General features: G+C 65.4%; 19 protein-coding genes. 10 read left to right on the forward strand and 9 right to left on the reverse strand.

The window, feature by feature from the left end; genetic code table 11:
* Nucleotides 1-2 precede the first annotated feature (2 nt).
* The 3 genes from ACLIVD_RS32270 to ACLIVD_RS32280 all read right to left on the reverse strand — a co-directional run bounded on the left by ACLIVD_RS32270 (nt 3) and on the right by ACLIVD_RS32280 (nt 3,079).
* On the reverse strand, nt 3-1,199 hold the full coding sequence (locus ACLIVD_RS32270) for a cytochrome P450 (protein ID WP_317569042.1): 1,197 nt from the start codon (nt 1,197-1,199) through the stop codon (nt 3-5).
* A gap of 329 nt (nt 1,200-1,528) precedes the next feature.
* Nucleotides 1,529-2,317 (reverse strand): amidohydrolase family protein, encoded by a 789-nt coding sequence (locus ACLIVD_RS32275; RefSeq protein ID WP_283332052.1) that lies wholly within the window; start codon nt 2,315-2,317, stop codon nt 1,529-1,531.
* 12 nt (nt 2,318-2,329) lie between these two features.
* Nucleotides 2,330-3,079: an SDR family NAD(P)-dependent oxidoreductase gene (locus tag ACLIVD_RS32280; protein WP_283332053.1), complete on the reverse strand. Its 750-nt coding sequence runs from the start codon at nt 3,077-3,079 to the stop codon at nt 2,330-2,332.
* A 237-nt stretch (nt 3,080-3,316) separates the two neighbouring features.
* On the opposite strand from ACLIVD_RS32280, the gene ACLIVD_RS32285 reads away from it, so the two are divergent.
* The 3 genes from ACLIVD_RS32285 to ACLIVD_RS32295 are packed head-to-tail and all read left to right on the forward strand — an operon-like array spanning nt 3,317 to nt 6,024.
* Nucleotides 3,317-3,748 (forward strand): SRPBCC family protein, encoded by a 432-nt coding sequence (locus ACLIVD_RS32285; RefSeq protein WP_317569043.1) that lies wholly within the window; start codon nt 3,317-3,319, stop codon nt 3,746-3,748.
* Between the two features lie 57 nt (nt 3,749-3,805).
* Entirely contained in the window at nt 3,806-4,960 is a 1,155-nt protein-coding gene (locus ACLIVD_RS32290) for an acyl-CoA dehydrogenase family protein (protein WP_491931264.1), read from the forward strand.
* The gene (locus ACLIVD_RS32295; RefSeq protein WP_283332056.1) at nt 4,960-6,024 is read left to right on the forward strand and encodes an acyl-CoA dehydrogenase family protein; all 1,065 of its coding nucleotides are present in this window, start codon (nt 4,960-4,962) and stop codon (nt 6,022-6,024) included. The genes ACLIVD_RS32290 and ACLIVD_RS32295 overlap by 1 nt, the downstream gene beginning before the upstream one ends.
* Nucleotides 6,025-6,149: 125 nt before the next feature.
* On the opposite strand, the gene ACLIVD_RS32300 is transcribed toward ACLIVD_RS32295, so the two are convergent.
* Entirely contained in the window at nt 6,150-6,485 is a 336-nt protein-coding gene (locus ACLIVD_RS32300; RefSeq protein WP_283332057.1) for a DUF3263 domain-containing protein, read from the reverse strand.
* The gene (locus tag ACLIVD_RS32305; protein WP_317569044.1) at nt 6,482-7,351 is read right to left on the reverse strand and encodes an SDR family NAD(P)-dependent oxidoreductase; all 870 of its coding nucleotides are present in this window, start codon (nt 7,349-7,351) and stop codon (nt 6,482-6,484) included. The genes ACLIVD_RS32300 and ACLIVD_RS32305 overlap by 4 nt, the downstream gene beginning before the upstream one ends.
* 348 nt (nt 7,352-7,699) lie before the next feature.
* Between ACLIVD_RS32305 and ACLIVD_RS32310 the strand changes: the two genes are divergently transcribed.
* Entirely contained in the window at nt 7,700-8,662 is a 963-nt protein-coding gene (locus tag ACLIVD_RS32310) for a FadR/GntR family transcriptional regulator (protein ID WP_283332059.1), read from the forward strand.
* A gap of 99 nt (nt 8,663-8,761) precedes the next feature.
* Here the strand turns inward: ACLIVD_RS32310 and ACLIVD_RS32315 are convergent, their stop codons facing one another.
* Nucleotides 8,762-11,803 (reverse strand): protein kinase domain-containing protein, encoded by a 3,042-nt coding sequence (locus ACLIVD_RS32315; RefSeq protein ID WP_491931265.1) that lies wholly within the window; start codon nt 11,801-11,803, stop codon nt 8,762-8,764.
* A 500-nt stretch (nt 11,804-12,303) separates the two neighbouring features.
* Between ACLIVD_RS32315 and ACLIVD_RS32320 the strand changes: the two genes are divergently transcribed.
* Entirely contained in the window at nt 12,304-12,954 is a 651-nt protein-coding gene (locus tag ACLIVD_RS32320) for a TetR/AcrR family transcriptional regulator (RefSeq protein ID WP_283332061.1), read from the forward strand.
* Here ACLIVD_RS32320 and ACLIVD_RS32325 read toward each other — a convergent pair.
* The gene (locus tag ACLIVD_RS32325; RefSeq protein WP_491931266.1) at nt 12,951-13,418 is read right to left on the reverse strand and encodes a DUF6069 family protein; all 468 of its coding nucleotides are present in this window, start codon (nt 13,416-13,418) and stop codon (nt 12,951-12,953) included. The two genes, ACLIVD_RS32320 and ACLIVD_RS32325, sit on opposite strands and share 4 nt — an antisense overlap.
* Nucleotides 13,419-13,599: 181 nt before the next feature.
* On the opposite strand from ACLIVD_RS32325, the gene ACLIVD_RS32330 reads away from it, so the two are divergent.
* Nucleotides 13,600-14,139 carry a nitroreductase family deazaflavin-dependent oxidoreductase gene (locus ACLIVD_RS32330; RefSeq protein WP_491931267.1) on the forward strand — a complete coding sequence of 180 codons (540 nt, stop codon included), beginning with the start codon at nt 13,600-13,602 and terminating at the stop codon, nt 14,137-14,139.
* On the opposite strand, the gene ACLIVD_RS32335 is transcribed toward ACLIVD_RS32330, so the two are convergent.
* Nucleotides 14,117-14,677: a TetR/AcrR family transcriptional regulator gene (locus ACLIVD_RS32335; protein ID WP_491932946.1), complete on the reverse strand. Its 561-nt coding sequence runs from the start codon at nt 14,675-14,677 to the stop codon at nt 14,117-14,119. The genes ACLIVD_RS32330 and ACLIVD_RS32335 overlap by 23 nt on opposite strands.
* A gap of 250 nt (nt 14,678-14,927) precedes the next feature.
* Between ACLIVD_RS32335 and ACLIVD_RS32340 the strand changes: the two genes are divergently transcribed.
* Genes ACLIVD_RS32340 through ACLIVD_RS32355 form a run of 4 tightly spaced genes read left to right on the forward strand, consistent with a single transcriptional unit; the run spans nt 14,928 to nt 21,780 of the window.
* On the forward strand, nt 14,928-16,166 hold the full coding sequence (locus ACLIVD_RS32340; protein WP_491931268.1) for a cytochrome P450: 1,239 nt from the start codon (nt 14,928-14,930) through the stop codon (nt 16,164-16,166).
* A gap of 26 nt (nt 16,167-16,192) precedes the next feature.
* Entirely contained in the window at nt 16,193-16,819 is a 627-nt protein-coding gene (locus tag ACLIVD_RS32345; protein ID WP_491931269.1) for a TetR/AcrR family transcriptional regulator, read from the forward strand.
* Between the two features lie 33 nt (nt 16,820-16,852).
* Nucleotides 16,853-18,562, forward strand: coding sequence for an AMP-binding protein (locus ACLIVD_RS32350; protein ID WP_491931270.1), 1,710 nt, complete (start codon nt 16,853-16,855; stop codon nt 18,560-18,562).
* Nucleotides 18,559-21,780 (forward strand): acetyl-CoA carboxylase family protein, encoded by a 3,222-nt coding sequence (locus ACLIVD_RS32355; protein WP_491931271.1) that lies wholly within the window; start codon nt 18,559-18,561, stop codon nt 21,778-21,780. The genes ACLIVD_RS32350 and ACLIVD_RS32355 overlap by 4 nt, the downstream gene beginning before the upstream one ends.
* Before the next feature lie 21 nt (nt 21,781-21,801).
* Here ACLIVD_RS32355 and ACLIVD_RS32360 read toward each other — a convergent pair whose 3' ends face one another.
* Complete coding sequence (locus ACLIVD_RS32360) at nt 21,802-22,803, reverse strand: MDR family oxidoreductase (protein WP_477951175.1); 1,002 nt, start codon at nt 22,801-22,803, stop codon at nt 21,802-21,804.
* Between the last annotated feature and the right edge of the window lie 36 nt (nt 22,804-22,839).

Raw genomic sequence — 22,839 nt, forward strand, 5'->3', positions numbered from 1 at the left:
ACTCAGGCGGTGAACCGGTACCCGGCCAGACCCCGCACCCAATAGGACGGCATCCACTGCGGATCCGACTCGAGCGGCTGCAGATCAGGGAAGCGTGTCAGCAGCCCACTGACGGCCTTCGCGCACATCATGCGGCCGAGCGGCGCACCAATGCAGTGGTGGGCGCCGGTGGCGAAGGACAGATGCTTATTGAGGTTGGGCCGGTCGAGGATGAACCGCTCCGGCTCGTCAAACACCGTGTCGTCGTGGTTGGCCGACGCGATATACGCGAACACCATGGAATCGGCCGGGATGGTGACCCCCGCGACCTCGACGTCCCGCACGGCGGTCTGGAAGACCATCTGCACGGGCGAGTTCTGACGCAGAGTTTCCTGCACTGCTGCCAAGGCTCTACTCGGGTCGCGCCGCACCTCGGCCAGGATGTCGGGGTGCGTGAACAGGTTGTACACCGTCGAGCTGATCAGATGGGACGGCGTCTCGGAACCACCGAACTGCATCAACGCAACCAGGCTCAGGATCTCGGTAGCGGTGAGAGTCTGACTTTCTTCCTCGGCGCGAACAAGATCTGAGACCAGGTCGGTCCCGGGATTGGTTCGACGGTATTCGATCTGCTCGGTGAAGTAGGCGCGGAGCTCGGCGACACTCGTGCGGATCTGGTCGAGCTCGTCCTGAGGGAGGACTCCGCGGCTGGGCGACTTCAACAGATCCATCGTCCAGCGCTTGAAGTTCTCCCGCACGTCCGGGTCCTCGACACCGAGCAGGTCGGCTGTGACGTTGACCGGAACGTAGGCGGCGAAATCCGACACCAGATCGAATTCCGAACGCTTGTCCTCCAGGTTGTCGAGCAGACGGTTGACCACGGCGTCGACCTTCGGCTCCATGGACTTGATCGCACCCGGGCGGAAGCCGGCGTTGGCCAGGCGGCGAACGCGTGAATGCTCCGGCGGGTCCGTGGCGATGATGGACTTCACTTCGGGTACGGGATCGAACTCACCGAACGCGTTGGTGGTGAAGTCCTTGGCGGAATAGATTTCCGGATGCTTGAAGGTGCTCTCCACATCGGCATACCGGAAGATTCCCCATGCACCGACCGACTCGATGTACTGCACCGGCGCGTTCTGGCGCAGTTCTTTGTAGAAGGGGTAAGGGTTCTGCTGAACCAGGTATTCGAGCGGATCGAAACCGGTGGCGGTTGTCACCATGACCTCCAAATCAGGACCGGCCGACTCTTCTGAGTCGTGCTCGGACAGTTCGTTCTGTGACGCACAACACGTACTGAAATAACGTAACCATATTCATATTATCTGCGCAAGGGCTGCGGTCCTGTCGAAGAGTTTTGATGTTGGAACCCTCAGCTGAGTCGCCACTTTGGCTCCCGCCGACCGGTCAAAGAAAATCGGTTGTGCATGGCCAACTCTTGCGCACAGCCGACGTGGAGGCGACTCACCCGCCCCGTCAGACGGATACGGTCCGAGCCCCACCTCGTACCGGCGGTAGGGCTCGAACCGAACGATCGAGATCGACCGGGTCAGCTCGAAATATTCAGCAACCGAGCAAGATTCAACCCCAGGATGTTATCGACATCGCTTTCGGGCAGGCCCAGCTGCCGGACTGCCTGAATCTCCCGCCCTTGATCTGCCATCGGCCAGTCCGAGGCGAAGATGATTCGCTCGGGACCGTGTGACTCGATCACCTTCCGTACGTCGGTCGGGTTGAGCTCGGCAAGGCTCGGTGGCCACGAGGTGTCGAGGTAAACCGGCAGCCCGACGACCGCGTCGACCGCCGCCTGAAACTGCCGGTAGCCGCCGAAGTGGCAGGCAATGACGTCGAGCCTGGGGAATTTGCGCACCAGCTCTGCCAGCATCGCAGGACTGCAGACACCCTCTGAGCTGGCAGTGGAGATGGAACCGATATGGATGATGACGGCGAACTCGCCCTGCATCGCGTCGAACAGTCGGTCCATGCGTGGGTCGTCGAGCGCGTACTTCTGAAAGAAGGGATGAATCTTCACTCCCTTCAGTCCATGCCGGCGAAGGCTGTCGATGTTCTCCTCGACCGACAGCTCGGGGTGCACTGACCCGAATCCGATGAAGTACGCGGGATCGAGCGATCCGGAGAACTTGTTTGCCTTGTCGACGGCCTCCCCGTCGTTGGCCACAGCCAGGCAGACCGAGCGGTCGATGCCAGCTGCGGCCATCGATTCCTTGAGACCGTTCGCGGTACCGTCACCGCGGCGCTCGAGATCGGGTACCGAGCCGGCCAGTGCCTTGCGAGCGACCGCGTCCGGCCACATGTGCGTATGTGCATCGATGATCATTGCGAAACCCTCTCAGAGCCGGCTGACTTCGCCGCCGTCGATGACGGCGACCGAACCGGTGACGAAATCGGACAACGGGGACGCCAGGTAGGCCACCAGGGGACCGAACTCCGAGGGGTCCCCCATACGCCCGGCGGGGATCTTCTTCAGTCGCTTCGCGAGTACGTCCGAGGACTCGGTGACGGCGCTCTGCGCGTCCGTGGAGAAGGCGCCGGGGGCGATGGCATTGACCTGCACGCCCTTCTTCGCCCATTCACCGGCGAGCGCCTTGGTGAACTGCAGCACGGCGCCCTTCGACGACGAGTAGGCGACCAACGTCGGTTTCCCCTTGATCCCGGACGTGCTCGCCACGTTGATGATCTTGCCCGACCCCTGGGACAGGAGGTACTGCGCTGCCGCGCGGGTCAGCACGGCCGGCGCACGGACGTTGACGTCGAACACCTCGTCCCACAATTTCTGCGGTTGTTCGTCGAATCGGCCGGCCGGAGCGATGCCGGCGTTGTTCACCACGATGTCAAGACGACCGAAGGCCTCGACGGCGGCATCGGCGAGCGCGGCGACCGCATCCACGTCACGCATGTCGCACGGTTGCACAGCCGTGCGCTCGGGATACCTCTGGTGAACTTCTTCCAAGAGTTCCCGAGATCGCGCGACAAGGAGCACGGAGGCACCCTCCTCGAGCAGGGCTTCCGCGGCGGCCTTGCCCAATCCGCGGCTCGCGCCCGTCACGATCGCAACTTTCCCGCTCAGTCGCAGGTCCATGAAGTCATCCTTTCGCTGTCGGGAGCGTGCGGTGCCCGATCAATGGAAAATCGGCCCGAACGCTCCTCTATGACCCTTGCCATAGCCAGTAAATCTAATTATATTTGTCATATTAAACGCATCGCCGCCCACACGCCAGACCCCGAATCGCTTACGGAGCGACACCCAGCGGGTGCCGGACTCAGGTGGTCGATGACGTTTGATTCGAAACCGGTTGTAGCACAGGAGGAGAATGACATGAGCGTGCAGATGACGATCAAGGAAAACGCGCACTACACCCACACGGTGGAGGACATCTGGGCGCTGTGCGGCTCCCCGGGTGACATCGAGAAGTGGCTCCCGGCTGTGGAGAAGTCCTGGATCGACGGCGACGTCCGGTATGCAGAGCTGGCGGGTGGCGCGGGGCAGGCACGTGAACGCATCAGCGAGCACCTCGACGCACTCCACTACTACGACTACGACTACATCGACGGTCCCCTGGTGTTGAAGGCCTTCAGCTCGCGCTTCGCGGTTGTGCCCGCGGCGGATGGAGGCTCCGACATCCTCTGGACAGCGCAGTTCGAGGCCGACGATGAGGCCGGCGGTGCGGAGCTGGCGCAGGCGGTCAGTGGCATGTACCAGGGCGGTCTGCAGCGGATCGGCGAAGTTCTCGACGCCGGCCGGGCGTGAGCGTTTCGGACCGCCCTGTCCGCTGCCACCTGCACACTGGCTCCCAAGGAGAATGACGTGAATTCGAAACGGCTGTTACCGCGGGCGGTCGACGATCCGGACGACAATGCCGGGTTACGGGACGAGGTCCGAACGTTCCTCCGGAAGAGTAGGGAAGCGGGCGTGTTCATGCCCGGTGTGGACACCTGGCTGACCGAGTGGAATCCGGAGTTTTCCCGGCGACTGGCGGACCGCGGGTGGGTCGGAATGACGATCCCCACCGAGTACGGTGGCCACGGCCGATCGCACGCCGAGCGGTTCGTCGTCACCGAAGAACTCCTCGCCGCGGGGGCACCGGTCGCGGCGCATTGGATCGCGGACCGGCAGATCGCCCCGTCGCTGCTGAGGTTCGGAACGGAGGAGCAGAAGCACAAGTACCTACCCGCCATCGCGAAGGCCGAGTGCTTCTTCGGGATCGGAATGAGCGAACCCGACTCCGGATCCGATCTCGCCAGTGTGCGCACGAAGGCGGTGCAGGTCCACGGTGGCTGGCGGGTCACGGGCACCAAGGTGTGGACCTCTGGCGCCCATCACGCCGACGCCTTCTTCGCGCTGGCGAGGACCTCGCCGAAGGATTCGGCGGCCCGTCATGCGGGTTTGAGTCAGTTCATCGTCGACCTCCGTTCGGAGGGGGTGGAAATACGCCCCATCGTGTCGATGACGGGGAGCCACCATTTCAACGAGGTGGTGATGGATGACGTGTTCGTTCCGGACAGCATGGTTCTCGGTGGCATCGGCGACGGCTGGCGTCAGGTCACGTCCGAACTCGCCTACGAGCGCAGTGGCCCGGAACGATTTCTGTCGACGTTCGCCCTGCTCGCCGAGACCACGGGGCAGGCCGCTGCCGGCCCTACTTCCGGCGACGGCGGAATCGGTCGCTTGATTGCCCGAATCACGGGCCTGCACCACATGTCCTCCGCCGTCGCCGGGGCTCTCCAACGCGGCGAACGCGCCGACAGCGCCGCCGCTGCGGTCAAGCTACTCGGGACGACAACCGAGGGCGACATCGCCGAGTACGCCGATCTCCTCCTCGATCGCGACGCGGAACCGACGGCCGGTCGTTACCGAGAACTGGTCGATCGCGCCGTTCTACAGAGGCCAGGCTTCACCTTGCGGGGTGGCACTACCGAAATACTCGAGGGCGTCGTGGCCCGCGAACTAGGACTACGCTGATGAATTCGCCAACACTGATCGATCCCGATCTGGTCGCCATGATGGAGTCGGTCTTCTCCGCTCACCAGAAACCCGAAATCGCTGCTACGGACAATGTCGCGTTCGACGGGGCACTGTGGAAGGTACTCGACGAGCTCGGTTTGGTACGGCTCACCGGCTCGGAGTCGCACGGTGGCAGCGGCGCCAACTGGCACGCCGTATCCGCGCTACTGGCCGCGGCGGCCGGGGCCGCTGTGCCTGTCCCTGTCGTCGAGCACGACCTGCTCGCAGGTTGGCTCCTCGAGACTGCGGAACTTCCCATGACCGAGGGCTTCCGGACGGCGTTCCTCATGGGCGAGTCCGGCACCTCCCCCGCTGTGCCGTGGGGGCGCCATGCCGATTTTGTGGTCCCGCTTCGGTACGACGGGTCGCGCTGGCTGGTGGCCGACGTCGCCGCCGACCGCATTCACGTCACGCCGTCCCGGAATCTGGGCGGCGAGCCGCGCGACGCAGTCCAGATCGAGATCGACACCGTGACGTGGTCACCGGTACCCACAGGCACGGCCGAGACCTTCCTCTTGCGGGGTGCGCTCGCCCGGGTCCTCCAGGCATGCGGCGCAATGGAACGCATCGTCGAGCTCTGCATCGAACATGTCTCCACCCGCGGGCAGTTCGGCCGACCGCTGTCGAAGTTTCAGGCCGTGCAGCGCCTCGTTACCGGCGTCGCGGCCGAGACGTCCCTCGCACGTGCAGCTGCCGACGCTGCCGTTTCGAGAGTCGAGCGAGACGGATGGCACTCCCCTGCGACGTATTTCGCCGTGGCAGTAGCGAAATCATGTACCGGTCACGCCGCCTCGACGGTGGTGCGAAACGCGCATCAAGTCCACGGCGCCATCGGCACGACTTGTGAGCACCAGCTTCACCGATACACCCTTCCTGTGCTTGCATGGCGATCGGAATTCGGGTCCGTCGGCCAATGGGACCAATTGCTCACCCGGACCGCGGTCGACGCCGGACGGGATGGGGCGTGGAGTTTGATCACCGAGGGAGGCCCAGTGTCGGGAGTACTCGACCTCATGGCATGAGAGACCATTAACACCCGGTTGTGCCGACTTCCCTGTCCACACAACCGGGTGTTGTCCCGCACGCTATTTCAGAGTTTGACGAGCATACTGTTCCACCGACGCGCCGCCCAGTCAGGATGCGTTCGTCACGGCCGCTGAGCACACAAGCGCCCTGCGATGAGTTCGACATACTTCTCGTGTCTCCACAACCGGCCGTCGAAAGCTCGTCCCACCCTCGACGTCTTCGTCGATCCCGTGGGCACGGAGGTGCCCTCCGATCTGCGGACCCGGCGGATCCTCCACAGGTCCACTCGAACCTCGAGCGGAAGCTCGCGCGCCATGACACTATCGAGGATGCGAGCAAGCCGCCTGAAGTACTTTTCCGGCGAGATTCCGAACTCGACGAAGATGTCGGACCAGCTACCACCGCCCCAGTGTCGCCACCTGGTGGCGAAGGCCAGGATGTCAGCGTCGCGATTCATTCGCCCCCCTCTTCCCCCGGCGGCCAATTATCGACCATATGCAAACCGCGTCCGAGATGGGCGGCACCGTCGATCTGTAACAGTTGACCAGTGATCATTCGTCCCGCCGGTGTGGCGAGAAACGCGACGAGTTCGGCAACATCCGCGGTCGGTGTGGGCCTGCCCGCCGGCACGGATTCGGGGACGACGCGATCACGCAGATCCGATGCAATCGCGCCGGGCAACGAATCCGATATTACAACCCCCGGCGCCACGCAATTGGCGCGTATACCCAGGTGTGCCCACTCGAGGGCAAGGGTTTTCGTCATCGCCAGCACACCCGCGCGGGCCGCCAACGAATGTGTCAGACCCACGCTCCCCCGCTCGACCCCGGACAAGGAGATATTGATGATGCTGCCGCCCCGCCGGGCGAGGAACTGCTTGGCTTCCGAGATGACGGTGAAGACCGCATTGAGATTCAGATCAACCACGGATCTAAATCCCTTGTCGGAGATCTCGTCCGCCGCAGCGTAAAATTGTCCGCCCGCGTTGTTGACGAGAAGATCCATGCCGAGCTCGGCTGACGCTTCGGAGATGACGGATCGGACCTGCGCGCAGTCTCGAACATCGGCCGAGAACCATTGAAAGTTTCCCTGCGTGCGCGCCACCAACTCCGCGGTGCGTTGCAGCGCAGAATCGGTGCGGCCGATCCCGGTCACGGCCGCACCGAGTTCGGCCAGACGAACACAAATGCCCTGCCCGATGCCGCTTCCTGCACCTGTCACCACAGCGTGAGTGCCCGCGAGCAGCCTCTGTTGTAGCACCTTGACGTCGGCAACTTCCCAAGCCAGGCCCGATTGCGGTGGATGCAGCCGATAACTTCCCATGCCGACTCCTTTCGGACACGACAGGGTCTCGCTGTCAGTCCTTCTAATTACCCCGACGAGATCTGATCGGCCCCGGAGTCTCCGCTCACTATGGTCGACTCCGCGGACACACGTTTTTACTCTATAACATATCTACATTTACAGTAGGAGGCTCCTCAGGTCAATCCTCATCGCTCAGCTGAGGCCGGTGGGAAGTCGATCTCGAAAGAGCACTGCCGACTCGATGGCAACCTCACAGTGTCGAGGGCGCGACCGCCCCTGAGCGCTTGACCCGGTCCGAGACCTTCGGAGACGGCAATACTGCCGCGCGTTCGAGGAGGTACACGGGGCGGACCGGTGCCGCGCGCCGTGGGAAGCTTCGACCGGTCCGAATCGGAAACCGGCACTATCGAGGGCGGACTCGGAGCAGAACCGCACGTACCTGTGGGCGAAATGTATGATGAACATATGCCAGGTAAAAAGGCGACCACGTCGACTACGACCGGAGGTCGCACCCGCACCGGTCGCTCCACCGCCTCAGGTGAGACCGTCACCCAGATCCTGCCACTCTTCCGCGACGTCACCCCCTTGACACGCCCGCCCGGAATGCCGCCGAAACGTGCTGAGATGATCACCCAGCGCATCGTGCACATGATTCAAGAACAAGGCCTGAAGTCCGGCGACCCCCTCCCCGTCGAGACGGAAATGTACGAGATGTTCGGGGTCGCAAGAAGCACACTTCGTGAGGCTCTGCGCATCCTGGAACGGCAGGGTGTGATCGTCATCCGCCCTGGCCGAGGTGGCGGACCTACCGTCGGATCCCCGGACTCGCGTCACCTGGCGAGCACGCTTGCGCTTCTGATGCAGTTCTCGGAGACCCCCTTTCGATCCGTGCTGGAAACTCGTGAATACATCGAGCCGATCGCCGCTTCCCTCTGCGCGCAGAACGGTGATGACCGAGTCGTCGACGGACTTCGCCAATCAGTCGACGCCATGCGTGCGAGTATCGCCGACGAAGATGCGTTTCTCTACGAGAACCATAGATTCCACGAATTGATCGCCGATGGGGCGCAGAATCCGCTCATCTCCTATTTTCTCAACTCGCTCGACTGGATCATCGACGGCGCGCGCTTGGGTGTCGTCTACAGTCAGGCCTCTCGCAAGCACGTCGCGACGGTTCACAACGAGATTTGTGAGGCAGTTGAAGACGGGGACAGCGACCGCGCACGGGATGCCATGAGCGAGCACATGAAAGAGACTCGGACATTCTTCGAACGAAAGCACCCCAAGGTGATGAACCAGACGCTGACGTGGGAGATGTACGGCCAGTAATTCGCCGGTCCCCTCGGTGGCCCGAGACATTCTGCTGATACCGGCGGCAGCGCTGCACCGCAAACCGGCGGATCCCGACCGCCCAGGGGGCAAGACTTTTCAGGAATCGGTAAGAGCAAGGGTTATCGCTGCTTCCGCACCCATCCGCGCGCCTTTACGGCGCCGGGATCGAAATTCCTTGTCGCCGAAACTGCTGCGGGCTGAATCCTCACATTCAGTGTGGTAAGTGCGAAGCTGATGGAAAAGAAGAGGCGAGCTTCCCACCGCAGATCCCAACGAATCGGCCGCACCCAACAGCATCGCAGCCCGGTCGAAATCCTCCTGACGACCGGCGATCCACGCCGCGGTCTCCAGGCATACCGCAGCTACGAGCGGCTCGTCGATCAGACGACACAACCGCAGACACTCTCCCAGGTACTGGTCTGCGCGAACGACATCTCCTTGCCGAAATACCGCAATGCCCATCCCCCACAGTGAATACGAGCGGTACACCGATTCTCCCCGTGATTCGGTGATCTCGAGAACCTCGCGGTGACAAGCGACCGATCTCTCGCTGTTGCCACTCAGCTCCCAAGCCACACCCAACATCATCAAGATCCACACCCGCACCCCGACCTCGTCCCGGGCGCTGAAGACTTCGAGAGCCTCTTCCAGTCGCTCAGCCGCCTGCGAAACATCGCCTCTGTAGAGTGCGAGAATTCCATTCGCGTGGGCAATGCGGGCGTCGCTGACAGGGTCCGACATTTCAGCGACAAGCAACTCACCCTGGACGATGAGGTTCGACCCCGCGGAAAAATCACCCTGCATTCCAGCAAGCACGCTATCGGCATAGAGGGCCTTGACTCGATCCTTCGATGCCCGCGCCGGTGATGAGCTTAAGGCGCGATCCAGCCAAAACCGCCCCTCGCTGAGAAGGTTGCGGGAAAGCCAGAATGGAAACAGCGCCGTCGCGAGCTCCAGTGCAGCCCCTTGCTCTCTCTCATCAGACTCGAGTACCGCGAACTCCATGGCCTCGCGGAGATTCGACTGTTCCCGACCGAGTCGTGCGATCCACCCGAGTTGACGGACACTGATCCAGTCGCGCTCGGCGTCGAGTACCAGTCGTCGATACCACTCGTGATGACGACGACGCAGTTTCGCATAGTCCCCGGACTCGCGAGCCTTCATGCGGCCGAATTCACGGATCGTCTCCAACATTCGGAAACCTACCGCACTGCCGTGCTCCTGCCGGACGAGAACCGATTTGTCGACCAACGAAAATACGCCGTCGAGCAGTTCGTCTTGTCCAATTTCCTCACAGATGAATTCCGCCGCATCAAGTTCGAAGTTCCCGACGAAGGTGGAGAGGTTGACCCAGATTCGCCGTTCCAGTGGCGTGCACAAGTCGTAACTCCACTCGACACACAGACGGAGGGTGCGTTGGCGGGCCGGCGCCGCCCGGCTTCCGTGGGTGAGAAGCTTGTATCGGTCGGTTAGCCGCTGAGCGATCTGATCGAGCGACATCGCCCGTAACTGTGCTGCTGCCAATTCGAGGGGCAACGGCAGGCCATCGAGTTGCCGGCAGATTTGCACCACGGTGTCGACGTTGTCGTCGGAGAGTTCGAAACCTGGCACCGCGGTAGCGGCACGTTCCTCGAACAGGGCGATCGCATCGTAGTTGGGCGATGCCATCAATGCGGGTTCGTGATCGGCGTCAGGTGTGCTCAGGGGCGGCACACGTAAGACGGACTCACCGGCGATGTTCAGGGGCTCGCGCGTTGTCGTCAGGATCGAGATGTCCGGGCAAGCTCGCACCACCGCTTCTGCGAATCGCGCGACCGGTGCAATCACGTGCTCGCAGTTGTCCAGCACGATCAACAGTTTCCGATCGATCAGAAAGTCGACGATCTCTTCCATGGGCTCCGAATGACTGATTCTCAGGCCGAGTGCCCGTGCGATCACGTCGACGAGAAGCGACTCGTCCAGAACTTCGCCGAACTCCGCCAGCCATACGCCGTGCGGAAACTCATTTCGCATGTCAGCGGCGATTCGCAAGGCGAGGCGCGTCTTCCCGACTCCTCCGATTCCCGTCAATGTCACGAGCCGTGCAGTGCGGAACATGTTCTTCGCCTCGGACAGCTCGTCTTGGCGGCCGATGAAGCTGGTCAACTCCAAGGGAAGGTTCCCCGGGCGACTCTGACGCGCGGTTCGGTGACCTGAGCTCTCCTCGGTGGATGCTGTCGAGGCGGCGTCGCGTCGGCCGAGCGGCGCCACGGGCCGCTCTATTGGCAGCGCCATTTCATCTACGTCGACGTCGTTGCGCGCTTGGATGGCCCGCAGCTCGTCGCCGAACTCCACAGCGCTTCCGGGACGGTCTCGGGGATCGCGGGCCATGGCGCGTTCGATCGCTGCGGCGATGTCATCGGAAATTCCGTGTTCCCGCAGGTCGGGCACCGGATTTCTCGTGATGCGGACGAACTGCGCCACGACCTGCTCACCCGACCGGCGTTCGAAGGCCGCGTGCCCGGTCAAGGCACAGAAGAGGGTCGCGCCAATGCCGTAGATGTCCGAGGCCGGCGTAGGCGGATCTCCTCTCAAGATCTCGGGAGCCGTGAACGCCGGCGAAGCCGTGATCGTGTCCTTCGCGGTCTCGAACCCGCCGGTGATGTGTGCGATACCGAAGTCGGTGAGGGCCGGTTCTCCGTAGCTCGAGAGCAAGATATTGCCGGGTTTGATATCGCGGTGCAGAATCCCGAGTCGGTGGGCGGTCTCCACGGCACCCGCGATTCTGATCCCCAGTCGCAGCACCTGATCAGGGCTCAAGGGACCGTCGTGCCGAATCAACGTATCGAGCGAGTCCAAGGGGTGATATGGCATCACGATGAAGGGGTGGCCGCTCGCCGTGGAACCGACTTCGAGGACATTGACAATGTTCGGGTGCCCGGTCAGGCGACCCATCGCACGCTGCTCTCGGAAGAACCGGGACCTATTTTCGTCGTCGATAGCCCCGGTGAGAACCTTCACCGCGACGGTGCGATCCAACGAGGGCTGCAGACACCGATATACCACCCCGAACCCGCCACGACCGATCTCGTACGCCTCCGTCAACCCCGCCGCAGTCAACTCACGTTCAATAGCCGCGTCGTCTCGCCGTGTCTTCAATCGACCATCCTCAACGATCACACCACTCACAGCCTGTGAGTTCGACCTGTGACAGCGCCTCGGCGATGCGTTCACCGCACCTAGTGAGATCGTCGTCACAAACGTCAACTCGATTGTGAATCTACCCGGCGTTCGAGATGGAGGCGGAAGGTGAGCCACTACTTCTCGCGCCGCCGTCGCGGGGTCGGTCGAGAGACGCCACCCGTACCCTCGGCGCCGGCGAATACTTGACCGCGATCAGCATCACCTACGTCGGTCGAAACCAATGACGCGAAGCCAATGTGCGTGGGCAGTGAGCGTTCACTGGACGCCTGGCGAGCGGTGCGTCGCACTGCTCGCAGATCGTGAACCGGTGCGATCACTTCAAGACGCCGCGAGACGCCAGGTTGTCGAGCAGTCGCCGCACTGCGACGCCGAAGCGACGCGGGCCGATGTCGGCGGAAAACTCCCCGTCGCGCGGGCACCCCGATCGTTACCGGGATCGATGAGACGATGACGGCATGACCGACAGCGAGAACCCTCGTGGAGCGCCGCGCAAATGGCGTGGCCGGGAGCCGGCCGACCGCCGCGCCGCGAGGCGTGCGGCACTGATCGAAGCCGGCCTACAGATCATGGGAACCGAGGGAACGGCAGCGACGACGATGCGCGCGACCTGCCGCCAGGCGGGCCTCACCGAGCGCTACTTCTACGAGAGTTTCGACAATCGCGAGGCGCTGCTCGTCGCACTCCTCGACCACGTCGTCCTGGGCGCGAGGGACACCCTGGTCGGGGCTCTCGAGACGGGCCCTGCCGATCCGGGTGAACTCGTCCGCCACGTCGTGAAGGCGTTCACCGGCTACATCGCCCAGGACCGGCGGCGGGGACGCGTCATGTTCGTCGAGTCGCAATCCGTGCCGGAATTGGCCCAGCGCGGCGAACAACTCGTCACCGAGTTCACGACTCCCATGACGGCGGCACTGACAATGCTGGGTGTCGACGGCGCACCCCGCGACGCCGTCAACACCCAGCTGAACGCGATTGCCCTGTTCGGGGCGATCGCCTTTCTGTACCAGCGCTGGCTCACCGGCAGCCCGAAGATCTCGCAGAAGCGGATCGTAGAGCACATCGCACTCACCATCGAGGCTCATGCGCCGGTGAACAGCACCCCCTAGACGTTCGCAGCGCGAACCAGCGGTCGCCGCATCGCTTCCAGGCCCGCGACGACCGCCACGGCGATCACCACGTGCATGACCGAGAGCGCGATGGTGCTGGCGGTGTCGAAGTCGGCCTGAATGGTCAGGGCGATCGTCGCGAGCGGCAGCAGGGCGCCGATCACTTCGGCCGGCCGGATGACGGCCACCCATTTCAGCGAGATCAGCGCGGCCAGTGTCATTCCGATCAGTATCGGAATGACCGTCAGCATGACGACGCCGCCGGGCGCCACGCTGCTGGTCTTGCCGGCATCAGTCATCTCGAACGAACCGCCGGCAGCCAATCCCAGCAGCCAGATCACCAGGTTGGGGACGAGCGCGCCGATCGTCGTCGCGGCGATCGCCCACGGGCGGCTCAGTTCGAGCGTCATCGGGTTGATCCGTGAGGTCGTGGTTGCAGAAATCGTGGTTCCAGTGCTGGACATGTTCATTTCTCCCTGTCGAGTGGCTCGAAGTGCTACTGACCGATCCTGCAACCTCAACCATTGTTTGGGTCAAGGCTTGAAATCGAGGTCTTGTCGGTGAGACCCGAACAGGTAGACCCGGGCGGTACGCAAAACTCATCGCGGTCGGCCCCGGTCGGTCATCTGAGGGAAGATGGCGACTATGAACTCTGCCCCCACCACACCCTCCCGACCGCGGGGGCTCCGCAACCCCCTCCGCATACTCGCGCGCTGGCTCGGCACCCGCGAATGGGTGATGCGGATGGCGCCGATCATCATCTGGCTGGAGTCGCACCTGCGCGGGTGGACCGGCAACCGGGTGAGCCTGATCGGCATAGCCGGACTGCAGTCCGTGCAGGTGACGGTACCGGGACGCAAGAGCGGCACCCCTCGCACGACGGCCCTTCTATGCATTCCCTACGGGGACGGGTACATCGTCACCGGCTCGAATTGGGGACGTCCCGAGCATCCGACGTGGTCGGTCAATCTGCGTGCGGCGGACGAAGCCCAGGTGAAGGCCGGGTCGCACGAATCCCGGATGAGCGTCCGGATGATCACCGGGGACGAACGCGAGAATCTCTGGAAGCTGGTGGTCGACTACTGGCCCGGCTACCTCATGGAGCATCGACGGTCCGGTGGACGCGAGTTCCGGCTGTTCGTGCTCGAGCCCACCCGCTCGGCTACGGAGAGTCGCGAATCCTGAAGACCGGCTCCACGAAGCGTTCGACGGCGTGACGCTCGGCGGCCGCGTCGCCCAATGGCCAGGTCAACAGCGACAGGACGACGCGCACGATCCACCCCGCCGCCTCCTCGTCGGGCGCGATGCGGGTGAGCGAGATCGCCACCCGGCCGAGTTCGGGTGCGCGGGCCAGGTACTCGTCCGTACTTCTCGACCGTGACCCGGTGAACCACCGGGCCAGCGTCGGCTCGGCGCGGATCGCGGTCACCGACGCGAGTATCGCCTCGACGATCCGCTCCGAGTTCTCGAACGGTTCCAGCGACTGCTCGACGTGGTCCGCCACGGCTCTGGCGGCGCGGGACATCACGGCGTCGACGAGCGCCCGCTTGCCGCCGACGTAGCGATAGAACGTCGCGCGCGAGCACCCTGCCCGCGCGGCGACCTCGTCGACACCCACGCCGTCGATGCCCCGCTCGCGGATGAGGTCGGCCGCGGCGGCGTGAATCCTCTCGACGGCAAGCACCCGCCGGTTGCCGCCGGTCAACCAATCCGCGTGTTCCATCCGCGCCGCCGTCCGAAACGTCGTTGTCACTGTGTCTCACCATGAGACGCGTACACAAGAAATTCTAGAACATGTTTTCCCAATTGGGTTCGTGATCAGGCTCGATGGTTCCCGATCGACTCGCGCTGAGAAGCCGAAGTATTTGCCGTTGAACAGCGGTGTCGCAGTCTTCCGGCCACCCTTGACAGCACCCTCCTTCGGCGCGAACTGTGATCATCTGTAACAGGTTCTCGTCAACAAGGAGTCCTCGATGGCCCACTCGCCGACCCACGGAATCGACATCTTCGATCCCGTCCATCTCGACGAACCGAACGAGCTCTACCGAACACTCCGCGAACACTCCCCCGTCCACCGGGTCGCCGGCACCGACTTCTTTCTGGTGTCGACGTGGGATCTCGTGACCGAGGCAGCGAACCGCACCGACGTCTTCTCGTCGAACCTCACCGGTGCGCTGGTGCAGCAGCCGTCGGGACCGCCCGCGACGTTCGACCTGGACGGCGGCGGTCAGGCCGTGCACGTCTTGGCCACCGCCGACGACCCGGCGCACCTGCACCACCGCACACTCGTGCTGACGACGCTCGGCCGCCGCATCCGCGCGCTGACCCCGACCGTGCACTCGCTCGTCGACACGCTGTGGGACGAGGGCCTCCGCGACGGGCAGATCGATTGGGCGTCCGCGATGGCGGACCGGCTGCCACTGGCGATGGTCGCGCATCTCATCGGCCTGCCCGAGTCGGACGTACCCCAGCTACTGACGTGGGCCTACGACAGCACGGAGATGCTCGGCGGGGTCGTCGCCGCGGATCGCCTCGGCCCCCTCGGCACCTCCGCGGCCGAACTGGCCGGCTATCTACGGGCCGAACTCGTGCGCGCGAGGACCGACCCACGCGAGGATCTCCTGGGCGTCCTCGCGCACGCATGCAATGCCGGTGAACTGTACGAGGACGTGGCGACACTCGTTCTGGTCCAGCTGGTCGGCGCCGGCGGCGAATCGACCGCGGGGCTGATCGGGGGCGCCGCACGCCTCCTCGCCACCCGCCCCGGACTGCAGTCCCGGCTCCGGCAACAACCCGCACTCGTCGACGCGTTCCTCGACGAGGCACTTCGTCTCGAGTCCCCGTTCCGCGGGCATCACCGGCACGTGCTTGCCGACACCACGCTCGGCGGCGTCGAACTGCCCGCCGGTAGCCATCTACTCCTGCTGTGGGGTGCGGCCAACCGGGATCCGGCCGTGTTCGAGCGTCCGGACGAGATAGTGCTCGACCGGCCGCACATCCGTTCGCATCTCGCATTCGGCAAGGGCGTCCACTTCTGTGTCGGATCGGCGCTCGCCCGCATGGAAGCGCTCGCCGCGACCACCGCATTGCTCGCGCGCACCGACAGCTTCTCCCTCGCCGCCGACGCCGAGCCACGGTGGGTCCCCAGCCTGTTCGTGCGGCGCCACAGCGCGCTCCCGCTCCGACTCGAGCAGATGACACGCAGTGATTGACATTGACGTCAATATCAACACATACTGTGACCGTGACCACAAGCGAGGCTCAGGAGCGGGCGCGGTCGGCGCGGAAAGACAACGACGGTCCCCGCCGCCGCGAACTCCTCCGCGCCGCGAGCGCCTGCTTCGCCGAACTCGGCTACGACCGGACGACCGTCGAGGTGATCACCACCCGGGCCGAAGTGTCGCGGGCAACGTTCTACGCCTACTTCTCGTCGAAGGACGAGGTGTTCCACGCCGTCGCCGCCGACGTGTGCGAGGAATTCCTCGAGTCGCAGCACGTGGAAGGACCGGCGAGCGAGGACCTGCGAGAGGTGCTGCGCACCACCACGAAAGCGTTCGTGGAAGCCGTGTACGCCAACGGACGCGTCCTCGAACTGATCAGGCATCGCGCCCGGCTCGACCCCGAGGTCGGCCGAAGCTGGACCACCGTGCAGACCCGGCTCATCCGCCGCTACACCCGGTTCATCGAGCGCATCATCGCCACGTGCGACGTCACGCCGTGCGCGCCGCCCGCCCGCATCGCGCAGACCCTCGCCGACGCCCAGCTCGCGGGCGCCGCCCGGCTGATCGACGCGACGGCCCGTGAACAGCGCCGGTACACCGCCGACCTGACCGCCATCTCCGAAAGACTCATCGGCTTCGCCTGACAACGACAATCCGCACAGAATCGGGAGTTCGGTATGCCCACTTCGCCTTCGAGTGACCTCACGGCCCTGGAATCGGCCCTCGCCGAGATACGCGAACTCCAGGACGCCGCGTGGCCACCGCAGGTACCGCGGACAGTCGAGTACCCGATCGAGGGCCGCACCGTGATCGACTACCTGCGGCACTGGGCGACGGCACGACCGCAGACTGTCGCGATCGACTTCTACGGTCGTGCGATCACCTACGCCGAACTCGACGAACTCTCCGACCGCTTCGCCGGCTGGCTTCTGCAGCGGGGCGCGTCCGCCGGTGACCGCGTCGGAGTCCATCTCACCAACTGTCCGCAGTTCCATGTGGCGATGCTCGGGATCCTGAAGATCGGCGCCGTCCACGTCCCGATCAATCCGCTGTTCCGGGAGCACGAACTCGCGTACGAACTCGACGACGCCGGCGTGGAGGTCCTGCTGACGCAGGATTCGTTCGCGGCCATGGTCGAATCCGTGCGCGACCAGACGGCGTTGCGGCACGTCGCGATCACCGCCCTGTCGGACCTGCTGCCCGCCGAACCCAGCGTCGCACCGCCGTTCCCCCTCACCTCCGCACCCACCGACTGGGCGGAGATCATGAACTGCGCACGCGCCGAGACTGTTCCGATGGACCCCGACGCGTTGGCGGCACTGAACTACACCGGAGGCACCACCGGGATGCCGAAGGGCTGCAAACACACCCAGGCGCACATGGTCTACACCGCAGCCACCGCGACACTGGCCGGCGGCAGGCAGGTGGGCGAGGCTCCCCCGGTGGTCCTCGGGTTCCTGCCCATCTTCTGGATCGCCGGCGAGGACTTCGGCATCCTGTATCCGCTGATCAACGGCGGCACCGTGGTGCTCCTCAACCGCTGGGACCCGGACGCCGCGGCGACGCTCGTCGACAGTCGTGGGGTGACGTCGATGGTCGGGACGGTCGACAACTATGTCGAGCTGATGGATTTGCCCGGCTTCACCGAACGTGATTTCTCCACGCTGGACAACGCGATGGCCGTGTCGTTCGTGCTCAAGCTCGACCCCGCGATTCGCGGCCGCTGGCGCGACGCCACTGGGCACGTGCTGCGGGAGGCCAGCTACGGGATGACGGAGACGCACACCGCCGACACCATCACGCTCGGTTTCCAGACCGACGACGAAGACCTGCTCAGCGAACCCGTGTTCTGCGGACTCCCGGTTCCGGGCACCGACGTGCTGATCGTCGACGAGGCCGGGGCGCCCGTGCCGGTGGGGCAAGCCGGACAGATCGTCGTGCGCAGTCCGTCGCTGCTCACCGGTTACTACGGCAAACCCGATGCCACCGCTGCCGCGCTCCGCGACGGATGGCTCCAGACCGGCGACGTCGGCAAGCTGAACGATAAGGGCGCACTGCACTATCTGGCGCGCAACAAGGAGATGATCAAGACGAACGGAATGAGCGTGTTCCCGTCCGAGGTCGAGGCACTGCTCATGCTGCACCCCGACATCCAGTCGGCCGCGGTGGTGCCGAAGCCCGATCCGGGCAAAGGCCAGGTGCCGTTCGCGTTCGTTCAGCTCCTGCCCGACCGTGAGGTCTCGGGCGAGGAACTGAGGGAGTGGGCCGCCCGGAACATGGCCACGTACAAGGTGCCCACCGTCGAGGTGATCGACGCACTACCCATGACGGCGACCGGGAAGGTCCGCAAGGCCGACCTGTTCGCCCTGGCCGAGGAGTACAAGTGACCCTGCTGGTCGCCAATCGTGGCGAGATCGCGCTCCGCATCATCCGCACCGCCGAGGAGATGTCGGTCGACACCGTCGCCGTCTACGCGGAGGACGACGCGGACAGCCCCCACGTGCGCGCGGCAACCGAAGCGGTCGCGCTCCGCGGTTCCGGCCCGTCCGCCTACCTGGATCCTCGGGCCATTCTCGACGCGGCTGCCGAGTTCGGTGCCACGGCAGTGCATCCCGGATACGGATTCCTCAGCGAGAACGCCGCTTTCGCACGCGCCTGCGCCGAGGCCGGACTGGCCTTCGTGGGTCCGAGCCCCGACGTGCTCGACATCTTCGGCGACAAGTCGTCGGCGCGTGAGGCCGCGGTGGCCGCGAAGGTGCCGGTGCTCGCCGCGACCAACGGTCCCACCGACCTGGACGGCGTCCGCGCGTTCTTCGCGGAACACCCGGGCGGCATCATGATCAAGGCGCTCGCGGGCGGCGGCGGTCGCGGCATCCGTGCCGTCCGCAGCTCGGACCGGATCGAGGAGGAGTACCGGCTGTGCGCGTCCGAGGCGCAACTCGGATTCGGCAACCCCGCACTGTTCGCCGAGGCACTCCTCGACGGCGCCCGGCACATCGAGGTGCAGGTGGTGGCGGCACCTCAGGCGGGCGTGACGCGGGCCCTGGCCGTCGGTGACCGCGACTGCAGCGTGCAGCGCCGCCACCAGAAACTCGTCGAGATCGCCCCCGCGCAGAGGCTCGACCCGGGACTGCGCAGCGAACTGCACGAGGCCGCGGCCCGGCTGTGCGCCAGTGTCGGGTACCGGGGACTCGCCACCGTCGAATTCCTGGTGTCCAGGGACGGCTTCGTGTTTCTGGAGGTCAATCCCCGAATCCAGGTGGAGCACACGGTCACCGAGGAGGTGACGGGGATCGACCTCGTCGCCGCGCAGATCGACATCGCCCGGGGTGCGGACTACGGGGATCTGTCGCTGCCCGAGGGCGTCAGCGCCGTGGGGCTCGACACGTCGGGCACCCCCGCTGCCGCGCGCGGAATCGCCGTCCAGGCCCGCGTCAACATGGAGACGATGCGCCCCGACGGTCAGGCCGTTCCCGCCGCGGGCACCTTGTCCGTCTTCTCGCCGCCGACGGGACCGGGTGTGCGCGTCGACACCTACGGCCGGCCCGGACTGTCGCCGAGCCCGCGGTACGACTCGCTCCTCGCGAAGGTGATCGTGCATTCGCGGGGCCCGTCGTTCTCGGCCGCGGTGCGCAAGGCGGATGCGGCGCTCGCCGAGTTCGTCGTCGAGGGCGTCCCCACCAATATCGCCTTCCTCCGGGCGATTCTGGCGGATCCCGGCTTCGCCGACGGCGTAGTCGGCACCGATCATCTCGCCGAGCGGATGAGCGCGCTCGTCGACGCCGCCCAGGTGCAACAACCGGCGGAGGTGGCGTCGGAAACACTCGAGTTGCGGGCGGGTGAGGACGTGCTGCGCGCCCACATGGCCGGGACCGTCGTGGAGTCGGCCGGCGAAGGTGCAACGGTGGAGTCGGGTGCCCAGCTCGTGGTGCTCGAGGCCATGAAGATGCAGCACGTGATCGCCGCGCCCGCCGGTGCGGTGGTCGAGCGGAATCTCGTGTCGCCCGGGCAGAACGTCAACGCCGGCGACCCGCTGGTCGTGATCCGCCGCACGGGATCGGAGGCCGGCGACGTCGCCGACAGCGCAACCGATCTGGATCGTGAGCGCGCGGACCTGGCGGAGATCCGGCAGCGGCACGAGGTGACCCTCGACGCCGCCCGGCCCACCGCGATCGCGAAACGCACGAAACTCGGGAGGCGCAGCGCACGCGCCAACATCGACGATCTGGTCGACCCCGGCAGCTTCGTCGAATACGGACCGCTCGTCCTGGCCGCGCAGCGCAGCCGCCGATCCGAGCAGGACCTGATCGAGAACACCCCCGCCGACGGTCTCGTCGCCGGGCTCGCCACCGTCAACAGTGACGTGTTCGGTTCGCGCGACGCCCAGGCGGTCGTGCTGTCGTACGACTACACGGTGCTCGCCGGAACCCAGGGCATGCGGAACCACGCGAAGACTGACCGGGTGATCGAACTCGCCGGCCGCAAGCAGGTTCCGGTGGTCTTGTTCGCCGAGGGCGGCGGCGGACGGCCGGGCGACACCGATGCCGGCCCGGCAGCAGGGTTGGACCTGAACACCTTCCGGTCGCTGGCGGCCTTGAACGGGAAAGTTCCGCTGGTGTCAGTGGTCTCCGGGCGCTGCTTCGCGGGGAACGCCGCCCTCGCCGGAGTCTGCGACGTCCTCATCGCCACCCCCGACGCGAACATCGGCATGGGCGGCCCGGCGATGGTGGAGGGCGGCGGACTGGGTGTGTACCGGCCGGAGGACATCGGGCCCGTCGACGTGCAGCGGCGCAACGGCGTCATCGATCTGCTCGCCCGCGACGAGGCGCACGCCGTCGAACTGGCCAGGAAGTACCTGTCGTACTTCCAGGGCGCACTCCCCGACTGGGAGGCCCCCGACGAGCGGCTCGCACGCCACGTCGTCCCGGAGAACCGGTTGCGCGCCTACGACGTTCGCAATGCCGTGGAATCCATCGCCGATGTCGGCTCTGTCCTCGAACTACGCCGCGACCACGGCGTCGGCATCGTCACCGCGCTGATCCGGGTGGAAGGGGCGCCGTACGGGCTGGTCGCGAACAGCAGCCACCACCTCGGCGGCGCGATCGACGCGGTCGCGGCAGACAAGATGGCCCGCTTCCTGGAGCTGTGCGAATCGTTCGGTCTGCCCGTCGTCTCGCTGTGCGACACACCGGGATTCATGGTCGGCCCCGACTCGGAGAAGGAGGCCACGGTTCGCCGGTTCGGCAAGCTGTTCGTCGCGGGCGCGCGAATGACCGTGCCGTACGGGACCATCATCCTGCGCAAGGGGTACGGCCTCGGCGCGATGGCCATGGCGGGCGGCTCCTTCCACGCGTCCGAGTTCACGGTTGCCTGGCCGACCGGCGAGATCGGGGCCATGGGGCTGGAGGGCGCGGTGCGGCTCGGATTCCGGAAGGAACTCGAGGCCATCGACGACCCCGCCGAGCGCGACACCGCGTTCGCGCAACTCGTCGACGCCGCCTACCAGCACGGGAAGGCCTTGAACGCGGCGACGATCTTCGAACTCGACGACGTGATCGACCCGGCCGACTCCCGTGCCTGGATTGTGCTCCTCCGGCACCCGTGAGTACTTATTAACCGCGGGACGTTAATAAGTACTCACAGGGGCGACGCCCACGACGGCCCGGCCGGAGTAGGTGCCTGCGCGCACCTGGTCGATCACCGAGACGACGTCGGCGATCGTAACCTCGTGGGTGATCGACTCGAGCCGGGACGGCGCGAGGTCGGACGCCAGACGGCCCCACAGGCGGCGGCGCTGCTCGATCGGGTACTGCACCGAATCGATGCCGAGCAGGCTGACCCCGCGCAGGATGAACGGCAGGACCGTGGTCTCCAACTTCGGTCCGCCGGTCAGCCCACTCGCCGCGACCGCGCCCCCGTACTCGATGGTGCTGAGCACGTGGGCGAGGGTGGCGCCGCCGACGCAGTCGACGGCGGCGGCCCACTGGGCCTTGCCGAGCGGACGCGGTTTCGTGTCGGGCTCCGGGAGGCGGCCGATCACCTTGCTTGCGCCCAGTTCGGTGAGCAGTTCCGCCTTCTCCGGCTTTCCGCTCGACGCGACGACCTCGAAGCCCGCCGCGGACAGCAGGTCGACGGCGACGGTGCCGACGCCGCCACTCGCACCGGTCACGAGCACCGGACCGTTGCCCGGCTCGACTCCGCGGGACAGCAGCGCCTCCACGCTCATCGCGGCCGTGAAACCGGCGGTCCCGATCGCGGCAGCGGTGCGGGTGGACATGCCGTCGAGTTTCACCACCCAGTCGGCCGGGACGCGGGCGAACTGCGCGTACCCGCCGTGACGGGCGGTGCCGATGTCGTAACCGTGCGCGACGACCGTGTCACCGACGGAGAACTCCGGGGACTGCGACTCGACGACCGTGCCTGCCACGTCGATGCCGGGCACGATGGGGTACTCGCGGACCACTCCACCCTTCGGTGTCAGCGCCAGGGCGTCCTTGAAGTTCACGCTGGAGTACTCGACCTGGATGGTGACCTCGCCCTGCGGCAGGAACGACTCGTCGACCGTCTCCTGGGAGAGGCCGATGGCGCCCTCGTTCTCGCGAGCGATCCAGGCGGTGAATTCCTTCATCAGCTTGCTCTCCTGACCTCGGGGGTGCGTCGAGAC

The sequence above is a fragment of the Rhodococcus sp. G6(2025) genome, from assembly GCF_058628105.1.

What these genes read in the sequence shown, in the direction of transcription:
- ACLIVD_RS32275 (WP_283332052.1), bottom strand. Translation starts at nt 2,317, where the DNA reads ATGATCATCGATGCACATACGCACATGTGGCCGGACGCGGTCGCTCGC.
- ACLIVD_RS32280 (WP_283332053.1), bottom strand. Translation starts at nt 3,079, where the DNA reads ATGGACCTGCGACTGAGCGGGAAAGTTGCGATCGTGACGGGCGCGAGC.
- ACLIVD_RS32285 (WP_317569043.1), top strand. Translation starts at nt 3,317, where the DNA reads ATGAGCGTGCAGATGACGATCAAGGAAAACGCGCACTACACCCACACG.
- ACLIVD_RS32295 (WP_283332056.1), top strand. Translation starts at nt 4,960, where the DNA reads ATGAATTCGCCAACACTGATCGATCCCGATCTGGTCGCCATGATGGAG.
- ACLIVD_RS32300 (WP_283332057.1), bottom strand. Translation starts at nt 6,485, where the DNA reads ATGAATCGCGACGCTGACATCCTGGCCTTCGCCACCAGGTGGCGACAC.
- ACLIVD_RS32305 (WP_317569044.1), bottom strand. Translation starts at nt 7,351, where the DNA reads ATGGGAAGTTATCGGCTGCATCCACCGCAATCGGGCCTGGCTTGGGAA.
- ACLIVD_RS32320 (WP_283332061.1), top strand. Translation starts at nt 12,304, where the DNA reads ATGACCGACAGCGAGAACCCTCGTGGAGCGCCGCGCAAATGGCGTGGC.
- ACLIVD_RS32325 (WP_491931266.1), bottom strand. Translation starts at nt 13,418, where the DNA reads ATGTCCAGCACTGGAACCACGATTTCTGCAACCACGACCTCACGGATC.
- ACLIVD_RS32330 (WP_491931267.1), top strand. Translation starts at nt 13,600, where the DNA reads ATGAACTCTGCCCCCACCACACCCTCCCGACCGCGGGGGCTCCGCAAC.
- ACLIVD_RS32335 (WP_491932946.1), bottom strand. Translation starts at nt 14,677, where the DNA reads ATGGAACACGCGGATTGGTTGACCGGCGGCAACCGGCGGGTGCTTGCC.
- ACLIVD_RS32340 (WP_491931268.1), top strand. Translation starts at nt 14,928, where the DNA reads ATGGCCCACTCGCCGACCCACGGAATCGACATCTTCGATCCCGTCCAT.
- ACLIVD_RS32350 (WP_491931270.1), top strand. Translation starts at nt 16,853, where the DNA reads ATGCCCACTTCGCCTTCGAGTGACCTCACGGCCCTGGAATCGGCCCTC.
- ACLIVD_RS32360 (WP_477951175.1), bottom strand. Translation starts at nt 22,803, where the DNA reads ATGAAGGAATTCACCGCCTGGATCGCTCGCGAGAACGAGGGCGCCATC.